Genomic DNA, 14,010 nt, shown 5'->3' on the forward strand with positions numbered 1-14,010 from the left:
ACAGTAATTTTTAGTTCCAGCTGGTTGGTAAATAACACAAAACCCGGCACAGTTATCGTCTTTAGCTGCGATTTTGTATACACTGCAACCATAGTGCATCTGCTGAGCTGTATGCAGAGACCAGGGACTATAGTTTCGCTACCCGCTCACTGACTAATAAGGACATTACAATGTATGAAGCTTACTATGGTTTGAAAGAACGACCCTTTCAGCTGACCCCGAACCCCAGCTGGTTTTTTGCCAGTAAACTGCATAAACGCGCCCTTGCCTATCTGCAATATGGTTTAACTCAGGGTGAAGGCTTTATCGTTATTACCGGTGATGTTGGTACCGGCAAAACCACCATAGCAAATCAGCTACTTAATCAACTTAATCAAGACGAAATTATCGCCAAGCAAATCGTTACGTCGAGATTGGCACCTGATGATTTAATCAGAATGATTGCTTCAAGCTTTAACCTGGTCGTTACCGAGCAGAACAAAGCCAGTTATCTGGATGCCATATACAGCTATCTGAAGCGTTTGCATGCGCAACATCGGCGTGCCCTGCTGTTGGTAGATGAAGCACAGAATCTGCCACTGGAATCAATCGAAGAATTAAGAATGCTGTCTAACTTCCAGGTAAATGGCAAGCCACTGCTGCAAAGCTTTTTACTGGGTCAAAACGAGCTGAACCCGATCATTCAGGCGCCTAACATGGAGCAATTCCGCCAGCGAATTATTGCTTCTTCCAATTTGACCGCATTACAAACTGACGAGACACGAGCCTATATTGAGTTCAGGCTTAATCAGGCCGGAGCAAAAGCAGGACTGATCGAAAACGATTGTTACCCGCATATCCAGCAATTTAGTCGCGGTATTCCCAGAAAAATAAATCTGTTGATGGACAGAGTAATGCTGTATGGCTATCTGGAAGAGCTTACAACCATTGGTGAGAAAGATCTTCAGGCTGTGGTCACTGAATTATCACAGGAAGTCGCTAATCAGGTTATCCCGCAACCGGTAACGGAACCCAAAGCGGCTGAAACTAAGCCGACAGTGTTGTCAGATATCAACACAATGTTAGACAGCTCATTAGAGCAGAAAGTGAAACTGGCAAAAGAACTTGATCAGCTTCTGAAAAAGCAAAAACAGCTGCTGGATACCCAACATAAAGAAAACTAACAATAATAAAAACAGAATGGCTAACTGTTAAAAGCTATAAATATAGGTTAGCCATACCCGGTTTTCACTACCATTAAACCTGTCTATATTGGAGTTTCGCTCTGTCCTGCGCAGCGATAAAGACATTTCTGACTGCTCAGAGAGCGTCATATCATAACCAACCGACATCAGAATATTATCGTCTTCCCGGTCGGCAAACTGATAATCAATCTGGTAAACCCGCAGTGAGGCATTAATACTGCTTCGCTCAGAAAAACGCCAGCCAGTGCGTAAACTCACACTGCGGCTGCTTTGCTCATTGTTTCGTTCAACATATTCAAGATCAGTCGCATTCAGCAGCATATTAATACTTAAGCGCCGCTTATTATAGCCCAGTGCCAGACTGGCTGAGCGGCGCAATACCAACTCCTGATCAAGTTCAACGCCAACATCAAACACCTGCTGGAATGACTCACCGGGCTGTGGCGTATAGTTAGCGTTTGGCGGCCGGAAGCAGTCGGTAACTTCTGCCGCAGAATCCGGACAAACAAATATGCCCAAATCTAATTGCTCCCGATCTAAAGAAGTCTGGGTTTGCACCGAGTCAGATACATTTAAGCGGATAGTAAGCGCCCGGATATTATACTGTCCGGCTAAACTGGCGGTCCGGCCAAAGTAACGCCGGTCGTAAGTCCCCTCCAGCGAAGTGCGGCGACTGGGAGCCAGATAAAACGCTGTAGCCCAGTAGGTATTGTCTTCATTTTCTTGTTCAAACCGCCTGGTCGTTGAACGGTTAATTGAGACATTTATCCAGGATACCCGCCCTAACTTCAGTTCAATACCACCACCGTATGAGGAAAACTCATTCTGATAAAAGTTATTGTTATCGGTATATTCGTAACTACCGCGACCAATTATTGATAAACGTGAGGACAGGGGCAAGCCAAACAAAGCCTGCGCTACTCTGCTATCGTAATCGGTAAGCTCCTGGCGATTGGTTCTGCTAACACTGCCCTCCAGTCGCCAGAAAGTGGTATTGGATCGATCCCGGCTGGCAAGTAATAAACCCGCACGATAACTGTCACTGTCAAAGGCCGGCAAGCCATCATCAATATCAGGTCTGTCATACTCGCTGTGGCTATAGTCCAGCCTGAGAGCGGCATCCAGATCACTGTACGACGCCGTAGCAAGATTAAGAAAGCTGCCATAAGAGGTTGCTTCACTTAACTCGCCTCCGGCAGTAATTTTATCGTTAAAAATACCACTTTGGCTATTGCGAACCTGATAGCTGTTACGGGCGTTAATGCCCCATGTAAGCCGGTCGTTGTATAACGACAATACATTACTGAAATCAAATTCATCGTAACTTCGGTTGCTACGCTGGCTATCTTCGTAAAACAATGACTCGTGTTGCCAGCTAAACCGGGTTTGCAGTACTTTAGAGGTCAGTAAAAAATCAATTGACGGTGATACCGCTAACGCCAGACCTTCGTCTGTGCCATCAGTATCGAATTCATCAATCTGGTACGCATAGCTGCTGGTTCGCAACTGTGGCGTTATCTGCGTATCCACCGCCACGGCAGGCAGTGCAACGAGCACAGATATTAACAGGCCTGAAGCAGTGGCAACGGACCGCAGCTTAACTTGCGCCATAGTAATAGCCATAACCATAACCTTTTCCCTGGTTCCGGTGTGCTTTATTAATCAGAAAACCTACTGCCATTTCTTTTGGCAACAATGACACAGACTGCTCAATTTCCGCCAGGCGGGTACGGTTCTCTTCAACCACTACCACTGCCTGACCACACATCGCCGCCATTACCGCGGTTTCGTTCACTCCTAACAGCGGCGGTGCATCAAAAATAACAATCCGGTCAGAATAACGGGTGGCAAACTCATTGACCAGTTGCGACATGCGCTCACTGGCGAGCAATTCAGTTGATAAATGATGTGGCGAACCCGCGGTGATAATCTTAAGTCGTTCGACATTGGTGCTTAGCAGGATGTCTGGCACTGTCACATCTGGCGATTGCAGATAATCAGTCAGTCCTAAATTGTGACTAATATTGAGGGTTTTACTGACATTAGGCCGCAACACATCAGCGTCAACCAGCAGCACAGTTTTATCCTGCTCCAGCGCGATACTCAGCGCCAGATTAATAGCAGAAAAGGTTTTCCCCTCACCCGGTCTGGAACTGCTGACAAGTATCAGATTGGGATGCTGCAGCGTTTTACTTAAAACACCGAACGCATTGTTAATCAATTTTCGCTTGATTACCCGATACTCTTCATTAATCAGCCGGCGATCTTTCGACAAAGAAACAAAGTTTTTCTTCTCCAGCAACGCTAAATCCAGCTGCACAAGGTGCGATGACGCGTCCTGGTTAAAAGACTGTTCCTGGCCGGCGCCCTGCTGTGAAATGCCAGGCTCGTCTGCCTGCATTTGCGGCGAATTCTTCTGCCTGTTATTTTCAGCCTGGCCAGTGCTATCTCGATTTAACTTGGTTACTGCTTTTTCAATAGTACTCATCGGATTACCCTTAACAACAACTCGGCTGACCGTCCAAACAGCATCTCATTACTCAGCAATGCCAGGTAACATAATACCAGAGCGCCACTTAACGCAGTAAAGTACACAAAATGCAGCCTCACCTGTTTTAAAATAGCGTTTTTCTCGGTATGAGACACCACGCCAAATATCGGCAAATCAGTAATGCTCTGCAGTTGCGATGCGCGGGATAACACAGGAGAAATAAGACTACGTAAAAATGCCATGGCAACACCTGCCGCCACACCTAACAGTAGCACAGCAGTGTAATACAGCCCTCTGGGTGGACCAGATGGCGTCAAGGGTACCCGAGGTGGTTCAATAATATTAAATTGCACATCCTGTTCGGTAGCCTCAGCACGGCGTGATAACTCAGCTTGCTCGCGCTTACCCAGTAATGCCTCATACTTCGACTTTGTAATCTGGTAATCACGATTCAGACCGGTAAATTCAGCTTCAATTTCCGGAATAAGGTTTAACTTACTTTCCAGTTCATCGACCTGGTCAGCATAAGCCTGCACCCTTACCCGGGTTGAGGCTACTTCAGTTTCCAGTCTGGCGACGTTAATGCGTAATTCCTGATAAACCGGGTTCTGATTATAACTACTGCCACTCCGGCCTTCCGGCGAGCTGTTAGCAACTAACTGTAACTCTTCTTCCCGCTGTGTTTCTAAACGCTCAAGCAGCCGTTTAGTTTCCTGCACATCCGGATGGTTTTCAGTGTAACGAATAAGCAAGCCATCTAACTGTGCAGATAAACTGCGGATCCGTTCATCGTATTGGGTTGCCACTCCGCCACCACCACCGGCAAATGGCATCACCCCAAATACCGGCTCTTCGCCCGTCAACTGACTTTTAGCAGAGGCTAAGCGTGTTTCCTGCTCTCTGAGCTCCAGTCTTGCAGCCTCAAGCCGGCGCTTTTCCTGGGTCAACTGGCTGTAATAATCACTTTCATTACCCTGCAGCATTGCCATCCGGTTCTTTTTAAAATCTGATAAGCGTAACTCAGCTTCAACTAAGCGGCTTTCGTATTCTGCAATTTCACTGTTCAGAAAGCTCTCTGCTGCCTGAGAGTCAGCCCGGCTGGAACCAAGACGGTTTTCAACGAAGGTATTCAGGGTTTCCTGCACCACACTTAACGCACGTTGCGGTACCGGATTACTGTATGAAATAACGTATATATTTTCCCGGCCAGAGCCTGCAATTTTGATATTGTTTTGCAGCGAATCAATCAACGCTTCAAATTGCTTCTCGTCTTTTGCCTGAATATCCAAATCGGTTGCCCTGGCAATCTTTTCCAGATTTGGCCGGCTTAGCAAGGTTCTGGCCATCAGCTGAATTTCCTGATTGGTATCACCTCTAAATGCCAGACCACGAAGCAGGGGTTCCAGAAAGGTCCGGGTCTCAACGAACAATCGGGCATTCGCTTCATATGTCGGGGGTAAGCTGTATACATAAAACCAACCCACCGGGCATACCAACCAGGCAGTAATCACAATATATCGCCGGCGCAACCAGATACCTTGTAAATAGGTATGAAGTAGCTCTATCGCCTGTTGCAACTCTCTCATTTATCCTCCGTGAACAACATATCCATTACTGCCAGTCAACCAATTACTAAAACCATGCTTCAGGGATAATCACAATATCGCCCGGCAAAATATCAACGTTAGCGCTAATATTGCCATCGCGGATCAAATCGTCCAGCCTTAAGCTGTAGGTAACCTGGCCGCCACTGCTGGTACGTACCAATTTAGCGCCATTACCGTCGGCAAACTCAGTCAGGCCGCCAACTGCTATCATCAGGTCCAGCACTGTCATATATTCCCGGTAGCTGACGGCCTGAGGATTAGTCGCTTCGCCAATTACCCTGACCTGTTCGCTGTAGGGGCCAACAAAATTGGAGACAGAAACCGTTACTACCGGATCACGGATGTATTTACCCAGGATCTGTTCCATATCGCGGGCTACCTGAGTCGGTGTTTTGCCACTAACAGGCACATCTTCCACCAGCGACGTCGAAATTTTGCCGTCAGGCCTGACAATAAAGCTGCCCGATAACTCGGGGTTACGCCAGACAAAAATACTAAGACTGTCATTGGGACCCACCAGATACTGGTAGTTTGATACAGAAGTGGTAAGGGATTCCTGCACTGTTGCGCGGGGAAGTTGCCTGCTACTGGAACAAGCCGTGATAGTACTTAGTGAGACCAGCACCATTACCAGTGCCGCTAAGAGTCGGTTTGCAATCATAAAAACGCGTCCTTTTGTTTGCTGCGAGCATAATATAACGCAAAACTTTACTCTTGTGCTGCATTTTTTGAAAATTAAATTTATATATTGTTCTAGAAAAAGCGCGAATTTTAGGCTAAATTAGACCTCACAGTGCAGTAGTTGGAAGCTCTGCACAAGCAACAAACGCACAAGGAAGTCGTTATGGGCACGTATCGCCGACACGGAAAAAGTACCATCGCTGACAAGCTGTTCCTGATTAGCGAAGTTTCGCTGCTATGTTTGTCAAGTTTAGTTGCCAGTTATCTGTACAATAATCTTAACCCCCACATTTCGCTTGATTACAGATTAATTAATGCGGCTCTGTTTGCTGCAACAGTTATGCTGTGCGCGCTTTCTGTAGGGCTGTACGACCAGAAATTAAGGGAAAGCCACGGTGGCATAATTAAGCGTGTTGTCATCACCCTGCTTTTTAGTGCCTTGTTGTTGGAAGGCGTTATATTTAACCTGTTTCCGTTTTTGCATATCAGCACACTTTATCTGGCCGTCGCGTCAGTCATCGCATTGTTCAGCCTCACTGCATTCAGGGCTTTCTTTCACTACAACGACATTACCCGGATCAGTCGCCGCCGCATTCTGGTATTAGGCGCCGGAGAGCGTGCCTCCATAATTGAGCGCAGAATGCGCCGTAATGTCGACAAGCGTTTTTTTGAGATTGTTGGTTTTGCGCATATTGATGGTGACAGGTCAGCCAGCATACCGGAAGAAAAACTTATCACATTCGATTATAAAGAGAATCTGTTTCAGTATGTCATTGACAACGGTATTGACCAGCTCGTTATCGCCTGTGACGAGCGCCGCAACATGTTGCCGGTTGAACACCTGTTTAAATGTAAAAGCCGCGGCATTGAAGTCATTGAAATACTCGATTTTATCGAGCGGGAAACCGGCCAGATTGCGGTAAATCTTATTTACCCGAGCTGGATAATTTATGGTAATGGCCTGGATTTAAACCAGCGTTTCAAAACTAACCTCGATTACAAACTCAATCTGGTACTGGCTGTACTGTTGCTTGCTGTTACCTGGCCCATAATGTTGCTTACCGCCCTGCTGATATATCTTGAAGATGGCCGTAAAACCGGCGCGTCAGTGTTCTACCGGCAGGTCCGGGTGGGGTTTGATGGTAAACCTTTTTACATTCTGAAGTTCCGTAGTATGAAACCTGATGCCGAAAAAAATGGTGCCCGCTGGGCCAGTGCCGATGACGACAGGGTCACCCGGGTTGGTAAATACATTCGTAAGTACCGGATAGACGAGCTGCCACAGTTAATGAACGTATTAAAAGGGGAAATGGGCTTTGTTGGCCCAAGACCAGAGCGGCCAGAATTTGTTAATGAACTGGTTAAAGATATTCCATACTACAGTCAGCGCCACAATGTTAAACCGGGCCTTACCGGTTGGGCTCAGCTTAAATACCCTTATGGTGCAACGGCTGAAGATGCCCAGGAAAAACTTAAGTTTGACTTGTACTACATTAAGCACCGTAGTTTGTTGCTTGATCTGATGATTCTAATCCGCACCGTTGAAATTGTGTTATTCGGTAAGGGGCGCTAACAATAATGAACAAACGTAGTTCCGTGTTCAGTGCCCTGACTGTGGATGTTGAAGATTATTTTCATGTTGCCGCTTTTGAGCGCAATATTGCGCCTGCTGACTGGGATAATATGCCGGTCAGAGTAGAGCATAATACCAATCAGTTGCTTGACCTTTTTGATACCCATCAGGCAAAAGCCACTTTTTTTATGCTGGGTTGGGTAGCAGAGCGTTTTCCGGGACTGGTCCGGGAAATTCATCAACGAGGTCATGAAGTCGCCAGCCATGGTTACAATCATAGTAAAGCCACCAGTCAGAGCCCTGAAGAATTCCTGCACGATGTCAGCCGTGCAAAAAACCTGCTCGAAGAGCAAACAGGTAACCCGGTAACCGGGTACCGGGCACCAAGCTTCTCTATTGGTAAACAAAATGAGTGGGCTTTTGCAGCGTTAAAGCAAGCCGGCTATCAATATAGCTCCAGTACTTACCCGGTCATCCACGACTTGTACGGTACGCCCGATTGGCCACAGCAACCCTATCTGCGTGAAGAAGGCATTTGGGAGTGCCCAATGCCGGTGCTGTCAATGCTGGGTCGGCAATTACCTATTGCAGGTGGTGGCTATTTCCGGTTACTACCCTACTGGTTAACCCGGCGTCTTATTTCCCGCTATGTAGAGCAGAAAGATATTCCGTACATGTTTTACTGCCACCCATGGGAAATTGATCCGGAGCAACCCAGGATCCCTGATGCTCCGCTTAAGTCACGATTCCGGCATTATGTTAATTTAAGCAGAATGGAAGCAAAGATAGGTTGTTTGCTGCAAGATTTTAATTGGCGTTCAGTAAACGAAGTATACCAACCTTATTTTAAAAGCTAAGGATTAGCATGTACCAGGTATCAGGCTTAGCGCTGGATGACAAGCGCAATGCAGATTGGGACACATTTGTAAAAAACAGTACTGATGGCAGCTTTTTTCATCTTGCAGGCTGGCAGCAGGTACTGACAGATCTGGGCCATCAGGGCTTTTATTTGTATGCCACGCTTGACCAGCAAATTGTTGGTGTATTGCCACTAGCCAGAGTAAAAAGCCGCATGTTTGGTGATGCTTTGGTTTCAACCCCCTTTTGCGTTTATGGTGGCGCTGTTGGTTCGGACGACGTTAAACGTCATCTGGAGCAGAGCGCAATTACCCTCGCCGGTGAACTGGGGGTTGATCATCTGGAACTGCGTTACCGCCATCCGCAAAACAACCAGTTAACAACCCGTATTCAACATGCTACTTTCCAGTGTCAGTTAGCTGAAAACGATGCTGACATTCTGGCCGGCATTAAAAAGAAGCAGCGCGCAGTGATCCGGCAATCTCTGAATCATCAGCTCAGCTTTACCCTGGATGACAGCCTGGATTATTTTTATCAAACGTATTCAGAAAGTGTCCGCAACCTTGGAACGCCGGTTTTCAGCAAGGCCTATTTTCAATCCCTGCTCAAGGTATTTGGTGACGATGCTGAAATTCTGACGGTACGCAAAGATGGCAAAGCGGTCTCAAGCGTGCTCAGTTTTTATTATAATCAGCAGGTTTTACCCTACTATGGCGGCGGCATCAGCGAAGCCCGCGAGCTTAAAAGTAATGACTTTATGTACTACCAGCTAATGTGCCATGCCCGGGCAGACAAAAACTGCAACAGTTATGATTTTGGCAGAAGCAAGCTTGATTCAGGTGCCTACAACTATAAAAAGCACTGGGGAATGCTGCCGGAAGAACTTCATTATCAGTACCAGTTAATTAATGCCACTGCTTTGCCAAACCTCAGCCCTAACAACCCCAAATATCAGTTATTTATTAAAATGTGGCAGAAGTTACCGCTTGCAGTCAGTCAGTGGCTGGGACCTAAAATTTCACGGTATCTGGGGTAAAAATGAATGAGCAAAGTTAACTTGCCTGAACTATCAAAGCCGGCGCGCTCTTATGCTATGACGCTAACCGCATTTATTGTTGTCTGGCTGCTCTGCTTCTCAGAAACATTGTGGTCCATGGTTGCTATCTGGTTGCGGTCTGACACCTATGCGCATGGCATATTAATTTTCCCCATCAGCCTGTATTTAGTCTGGCGCAAGCGTCAACATATCGCAGCCACCCCCTTGCGTCCGGATGTTAAAGCCTTACCGCTGTTATTTGCCCTGGTCGTCGTCTGGTACTTTGCTAATGCGGTGGCCGTTAATGTTGTCAGTCAGCTTGCCGTAGTGCTGATGCTACCGGTCCTGGTCTGGTTGTGTTGTGGCTGGCAGCTTTTAAAACTCCTTCGGTTTCCTTTGTTGTACTTGTTGTTTGCTGTACCAATGGGTGACAACCTGGTGCCATGGCTGCAAGACATTACCGCAGACATTACTGTTGCAGCACTGCAGTTAAGCCAAATCCCGGTGTACCGGGATGGTTTATATTTATCGACCCCAACGGGTTTATTCCTGGTGGCTGAAGCCTGCTCAGGCATTCGTTACCTGATTGCTTCCGTAGCGCTCGGTACGCTATACGCCTACCTCACGTACACCAGCAGAGTCAAGCAACTGGTATTCTGTCTGGCGGCCGTTGTCGTCCCTATTCTGGCGAATGGTGTGCGGGCCTATGGCATTGTCCTTATCGCTTCGCTGACAGATATGAAACATGCTGTTGGCGTGGACCACCTGATTTATGGCTGGATTTTCTTTGGTCTTATTATATTTATCATGTTTTTTATTGGCGGTTTTTTTGCTGATAAACAGCGGCCACAACCCGTTGCAAGCCCAGCAGCAATAAAGCCCGTGCCGCTGCCACTGCTGTTAAGTGGTGTGAGTGTTATGCTAATCCCGCTATTGGTTAATCTGTTATTGCCACCGTTAGCTCAGCAACCTTTTTATAGTACTAAACAACTTGAACAAAGCCTGACACCGGTAACAGAATCGCTGGCATTACCACAGTTCAGCGACAGCTCAGCGCAGTTAGCCGGTATTTGGCAGTATGAAAACCGCGAGATCTGGTTTTATGCCGCTTTTTATCAGCATACTGATGATAAAAAACTGGTTAGCTGGCACAACCAGCCCTATCAGACGGCAAGCTGGACCCCCGCCAGCAGCCAACGCCGCAAATTGCAAATCGGTCAGCAGAGTCTGGCATTACAGGAAGTTGACCTGCGGGCCTCAAATGGCCAGAAAAGATTGCTCTGGTACTGGTATGGCAGTGGCAATTACTTCTCAGCCGATCCATATCTGATTACCGCAATGCAGGCCATGGGTAAGGTGTTTCACTTCAGCCAGCATGGTAGCTTCTATGCGTTAAGTGTCTACTATGAAGACGATCCGGTGCAGGCTGGCAGAATACTGCAACAAACCCTGGAACAACGGTTCAGCTTAATTGCGGCAGCGAATTCGGCTGAGCCGGAACAAGTCAGTCTGGCGCAGCAGGTTCAGCAGCCATGACAGTGCACATTTGTCATCTGCTATGGAGTTTCAGAACCGGTGGCCTGGAAAATGGTGTGGTTAATTTAATTAACCAGCTTGAGCCAGACGAATTCCGGCACAGCATCATCTGCTTAACTGATTACGATCAGGCTTTTTTCTCCCGGATAGCTCGCGACAATGTGCAAATTTACTGTCTGAATAAACGCCCCGGCCATGATTTACCGTCATTCTGGCGTTGTTTCAAACTATTACGTCAGCTTAAACCAGACATCTGCCATAGCCGCAATTTAGCGGCGATGGAGTATCAGGCGGCCGCCTTGCTGGCCCGCATACCATTGCGGGTTCACGGCGAACATGGCTGGGATCTGACTGATCTGGCGGGTCAGAATAAAAAATATGTATTGTTAAAGCGGCTGTTTAAAAAAGTCATCCATCGTTATGTCTGTTTGTCCCGGGAAGGCCGGGACTACCTGCAAAACGACGTTGGCGTGGCAGCTGACCGGCTTAGCCAGATTTGCAATGGGGTGGATACCAGGCGGTTCATGCCTGCTTTACGGTTAAAGAGTACCCTGCCCGAAGCGTTAGCGGCTTCAGACCGGATAATTTTCGGGACCGTTGGTCGTATTGCTGATGTTAAAAACCAACAGTTGCTGGTAGCGGCTTATATTGAACTGTGTCAGCAAGAAGAAACATTTAAAAATAGCACCGCCCTGGTCATTATCGGCGACGGTCCGACCAGACCACAATTGCAGCAGCAGTTGGCAACAGCCGGCCTGATTAGTCAATGCTGGCTACCGGGTGATCGCAGCGATATTGCCAGTATCTTGCCCGGCTTATCGGTATTCGTACTGCCATCACTGGCAGAGGGTATTTCCAATACTATTCTGGAAGCCATGGCCTGCGCCCTGCCCGTTATCGCCAGTAATGTTGGCGGTAATGCTGAATTGGTAGCTGCCGGACAAACAGGTTGGCTATTTAGCAGCAATAATAAAAAGCAGTTGCAGCAGGTAATGCTGCAATGTCAGCAAGCTCCGACTGAGCTGCAGCGTCTGGGCGACAATGCCAGGGCAGCAGCAGAGCAGAAATTTAGTCTTGATACCATGGTCAGTGCCTATCGGCGCTTGTATCTTGACAGTTATAAACAACAGGAAGGTTAAACAGATGTGCGGTATTGCCGGAATTTTACAGCTAAACAACAGCAATCAGGTTAACCAGAGCGTGTTAAAAGTAATGAATACGCTGCAGTCGCATCGGGGTCCGGACGATGACGGTTATCATTTTGAAGCGGGCATTGGCCTGGCTCATCGTCGCTTGTCAATTATTGATATCGCCGGCAGCCACCAGCCGCTGTTTAATGAAACCGGTGATGTCGCTGTGGTTTTCAACGGTGAAATATACAACTTTGCAGAACTCACGGTCGAGCTGAAAGCCCGGGGCCACGTTTTTGCCACCCACGGCGACACTGAAACCATCGTCCATGCCTGGGAAGAATGGGGCGTAGATTGTGTGCAGCATTTCCGGGGTATGTTTGCCTTTGCCATTTGGGATCGTAACAAACAGCAACTGTTTCTGGCGCGCGACAGAATGGGTATTAAACCATTATTCTACAGTTTGCTGCCCAGTGGCGAGTTGCTGTTTGGCTCAGAATTAAAAGTGCTGACCGCCCACCCGGATTTTGACAAAAGCTTGTATTATCAGGGAATTGAAGACTATTTCACCTTTGGCTACATCCCTGAACCACATACCATTTACGCCAATACCTATAAAATGAATCCCGGGCATTATTTGCTGCTGGATAAAACCCGGGCAGTAATGCCGAAACAAACCCGCTACTGGGATATCGATTTCAGCCAGAGCGTACTCACCGAAAACCAGGTAAAATCAGAATTATTAGATCGGCTGAAAGAAGCCGTTGATATCCGCTTAATTGCCGAAGTACCATTAGGCGCCTTTTTATCGGGCGGCGTCGATTCCAGCGCCATCGTTGCCCTGATGGCGCAGTTACAGCAGGATAAGGCGGTAAACACCTGCTCAATTGGCTTTGATGATCAGCAATTTGACGAAAGTGATTATGCCAGCCAGGTCGCCAGACAATACCAGACTAACCATCGCAGTGGCATGGTCGACAGGAACGACTTCTCGTTAATTGATAAATTGGCCGCCCTTTACGATGAGCCCTACGCCGATAGCTCCGCTATGCCAACCTACCGGGTATGCCAGTTAGCTCGTAAACACGTGACAGTTGCCTTGTCGGGCGATGGTGGTGATGAACTGTTTGGTGGCTACCGTCGCTACCGTTACCAGTTACATGAAGAAAAAATGCGCGGCATTATGCCACAGGCTATCCGCCAGCCGTTATTTGGTACCCTGGGCAAGGTCTATCCGAAACTGGACTGGGCCCCCCGCTTTGTCAGAGCCAAAACCACCTTTCAGTCACTGGCAATGAATGCGGTTTCCGGCTACTGCAATACCATGTCAATTATGCGGGCAGATGCCCGGGCGGCCTTATTTTCACCACAGCTAAAGCAAAAGCTTGCCGGTTACCAGTCAGTTGAAGTATTTAAACGCCATGCGGCAAACGCCAATACCGATGATCCGCTAAAGCTGGTGCAATACCTGGATATGAAAACCTACCTGGTCGGCGATATTCTTACCAAAGTAGACCGGGCCAGTATGGCCCACTCACTTGAGGTCAGGGTACCTTTGCTGGATCACAAATACGTGGAATGGGCCACCAGGCTGCCCAGCAATATGAATATTGTGGGTAATGAAGGCAAAGCCGCGTTTAAGCAGGCACTGGAGCCCCATTTACCGCATGATATTTTGTACCGCAAAAAAATGGGCTTTGCCGTACCACTGGCCAGCTGGTTTCGCGGCCCGCTGAAACAAACCCTGCAACAGGCATTAAATTCAGAAGCCCTGGCCGATTCCGGCTTGTTTAATCAAAACTATATTCAACAGTTATATCAACAGCATATTACTGGTAAACGTGACCATAGCTCAGCACTCTGGACTTTATTAATGTTTTCCCAGTTTTATCGCCAGCAGTTGGGGCAGTAATT

General features: G+C 47.6%; 11 protein-coding genes. 7 read left to right on the forward strand and 4 right to left on the reverse strand.

Features of this window, described 5'->3' with window-relative positions; genetic code table 11:
- Positions 1-170 precede the first annotated feature (170 nt).
- Positions 171-1,163 (forward strand): XrtA/PEP-CTERM system-associated ATPase, encoded by a 993-nt coding sequence (locus tag CRO03_RS08225; protein ID WP_097111138.1) that lies wholly within the window; start codon positions 171-173, stop codon positions 1,161-1,163.
- Between the two features lie 27 nt (positions 1,164-1,190).
- On the opposite strand, the gene CRO03_RS08230 is transcribed toward CRO03_RS08225, so the two are convergent.
- Genes CRO03_RS08230 through CRO03_RS08245 form a run of 4 tightly spaced genes read right to left on the reverse strand, consistent with a single transcriptional unit; the run spans position 1,191 to position 5,943 of the window.
- On the reverse strand, positions 1,191-2,807 hold the full coding sequence (locus tag CRO03_RS08230) for a TIGR03016 family PEP-CTERM system-associated outer membrane protein (protein WP_170948970.1): 1,617 nt from the start codon (positions 2,805-2,807) through the stop codon (positions 1,191-1,193).
- Positions 2,782-3,672: an XrtA-associated tyrosine autokinase gene (locus CRO03_RS08235; RefSeq protein WP_097111140.1), complete on the reverse strand. Its 891-nt coding sequence runs from the start codon at positions 3,670-3,672 to the stop codon at positions 2,782-2,784. Before CRO03_RS08235 ends, CRO03_RS08230 begins: the two co-directional genes overlap by 26 nt.
- A complete protein-coding gene (locus CRO03_RS08240) occupies positions 3,669-5,261 on the reverse strand; it encodes an XrtA system polysaccharide chain length determinant (RefSeq protein WP_097111141.1) in 1,593 nt (530 codons plus the stop codon). Before CRO03_RS08240 ends, CRO03_RS08235 begins: the two co-directional genes overlap by 4 nt.
- A 46-nt stretch (positions 5,262-5,307) precedes the next feature.
- Positions 5,308-5,943: an XrtA/PEP-CTERM system exopolysaccharide export protein gene (locus tag CRO03_RS08245; protein ID WP_097111142.1), complete on the reverse strand. Its 636-nt coding sequence runs from the start codon at positions 5,941-5,943 to the stop codon at positions 5,308-5,310.
- A 183-nt stretch (positions 5,944-6,126) separates the two neighbouring features.
- On the opposite strand from CRO03_RS08245, the gene CRO03_RS08250 reads away from it, so the two are divergent.
- The 6 genes from CRO03_RS08250 to CRO03_RS08275 are packed head-to-tail and all read left to right on the forward strand — an operon-like array spanning position 6,127 to position 14,008.
- On the forward strand, positions 6,127-7,536 hold the full coding sequence (locus CRO03_RS08250; protein ID WP_097111143.1) for a TIGR03013 family XrtA/PEP-CTERM system glycosyltransferase: 1,410 nt from the start codon (positions 6,127-6,129) through the stop codon (positions 7,534-7,536).
- A gap of 5 nt (positions 7,537-7,541) precedes the next feature.
- Positions 7,542-8,393 carry an XrtA system polysaccharide deacetylase gene (locus tag CRO03_RS08255; RefSeq protein WP_097111144.1) on the forward strand — a complete coding sequence of 284 codons (852 nt, stop codon included), beginning with the start codon at positions 7,542-7,544 and terminating at the stop codon, positions 8,391-8,393.
- Between the two features lie 8 nt (positions 8,394-8,401).
- Positions 8,402-9,430, forward strand: a complete 1,029-nt coding sequence (locus CRO03_RS08260; protein WP_097111145.1) for a FemAB family XrtA/PEP-CTERM system-associated protein — start codon at positions 8,402-8,404, stop codon at positions 9,428-9,430.
- 6 nt (positions 9,431-9,436) lie between these two features.
- Positions 9,437-10,966 (forward strand): exosortase A, encoded by a 1,530-nt coding sequence (xrtA, locus tag CRO03_RS08265; RefSeq protein WP_097111146.1) that lies wholly within the window; start codon positions 9,437-9,439, stop codon positions 10,964-10,966.
- Positions 10,963-12,105 (forward strand): TIGR03088 family PEP-CTERM/XrtA system glycosyltransferase, encoded by a 1,143-nt coding sequence (locus tag CRO03_RS08270; RefSeq protein WP_097111147.1) that lies wholly within the window; start codon positions 10,963-10,965, stop codon positions 12,103-12,105. The genes xrtA and CRO03_RS08270 overlap by 4 nt, the downstream gene beginning before the upstream one ends.
- Positions 12,106-12,109: 4 nt before the next feature.
- Positions 12,110-14,008 carry an XrtA/PEP-CTERM system amidotransferase gene (locus tag CRO03_RS08275; RefSeq protein WP_097111148.1) on the forward strand — a complete coding sequence of 633 codons (1,899 nt, stop codon included), beginning with the start codon at positions 12,110-12,112 and terminating at the stop codon, positions 14,006-14,008.
- The last annotated feature ends 2 nt before the right edge of the window (positions 14,009-14,010 follow it).

Origin of the sequence: Arsukibacterium tuosuense (assembly GCF_900215315.1) — a bacterium.
Lineage (GTDB): Bacteria > Pseudomonadota > Gammaproteobacteria > Enterobacterales > Alteromonadaceae > Alishewanella > Alishewanella tuosuense.